1 protein-coding gene is annotated in these 1,624 nt (G+C 67.5%); it reads left to right on the top strand.

The window, feature by feature from the left end; genetic code table 11:
* Positions 1-1,624: ClpP-like prohead protease/major capsid protein fusion protein (locus AC1D01_RS33820; RefSeq protein WP_477873838.1), on the top strand; the 1,624-nt coding region annotated here is incomplete at both ends.

Here is a 1,624-nt window from a genome sequence, read left to right on the forward strand (position 1 = left end):
ATGCCGAGACGATCACCGTCCGCCTCAACAGCTACGGCGGCTCTGTCAGCGATGGCATCGCGATCTACAACGCACTGAAGCGCCACCCGGCCACCGTCACGGTGTCGGTCGACGGCATCGCCGCGTCGATTGCGAGCCTGATCGCAATGGCCGGCGACCGCGTCGAGATCGCCGAGAACGCGATGCTCATGATTCATGCCCCGTGGGGGAGCGCCGCTGGCAATGCCAGCGAGCTGCGCGAGTACGCCGACCTGCTCGACAAATGGGCGCAGGCCATGGCCGCGAGCTACGCCGCGAAGACCGGCCGCGCCATCGACGAGGTGATGACGTGGCTCGATGACCAGGACCACTGGTTCAGCGCAGCCGATGCCGTCGCCGAGAAGCTCGCCGACGCCGTCACTGCCGCATTGCCCATCAGCGCCAGCGCCAGCCGCTTCGCTTGGGCCAGTGCCCGCGGTGCCGCATCTGCACCGGCCACGCCGGCCACAGCTGTCGCTCGCCCAACAACTTCCCGAAATCCCTCGACTTCTTCGACCCAGGAGACTGCATTGCCGACCGCACAAACCACCACCATCCCGACCACCCAACCCACGCCCGCCGAGCCGCAAGCCCACCAGGACGCCGTGCAGGCCGCGGTGCGCGCCGAGAACCAACGCCAGTCGTCGATCCGCGCCGCCTACCAACCCTACATCCGCGACCCGCACACGCAGACCGTGCTCAATACGGCGCTGGCGGACACGAACTGCACGCTGGTGCAAGCCAAGTCGCTGCTGCTCGATGCGATGGGCCACGGCTCCGTACCGCTGGCCGGCGGCTACTTGCTCACGGTCGAGGACGAGACCGACAGGCGCAGGGCTGGGATGGCGGCTGCGCTGGAAATCCGCGCCGGCCTCGCCAAGAACGACACCAGCAATCCGTGGCGCGGCCACAGCCTGACCGAGATGGCGCGTGCCTCGTTGCAGGCGCACGGCGTCAAGCATGCCGGCACCGACCGGATGAGCCTGATCGCGCTGGCCTTCACGCACAGTTCGGGCGACTTCCCGCTGCTGCTGGCGAACGTGGCGCAGAAGGCGATGCTCAAGGGCTACGACGAGGCCGAGGAGACCTTCCAGCTGTGGACCTCCAAGGGAACGCTGCCGGACTTCAAGCCGATGTCGATGGTCGACATCGGCAGCTTCCCGGCGCTGCGCCAAGTGCCCGAAGGCGGTGAGTACAAGTACATCAGCATCGGCGAGCGCGCCGAGACGCGCGTGCTGGGCACGTATGGCGAGATCTTCAAGATCACGCGCCAGGCGGTGATCAATGACGACCTGGACGCCTTCACCCGCATCCCGCGCAAGATGGGCCGCGCTGCGATCCGCACGGTCGGCAACTTGGCGTATGCGGTGCTGACCGGCAACGCCCCGATGGCCGACGGCAAGGCGCTGTTCCACGCCGACCACGGCAACCAGGCCGATGCCACGGCGATCACCACCGCGGCCATCGACGCGATGCGTGTGGCGATGGCGCGGCAGAAGGACATCGGCCAGACATCGGGCGCTCTGAACATTCGCCTTGCCAAGCTGCTGGTGCCGATGTCGCTGCTGGGCACGGCCAACGTGGTCCGCGACAGCGAGTTCGAGGT

Source organism: Rhizobacter sp. P3_B12 (genome assembly GCF_056402895.1).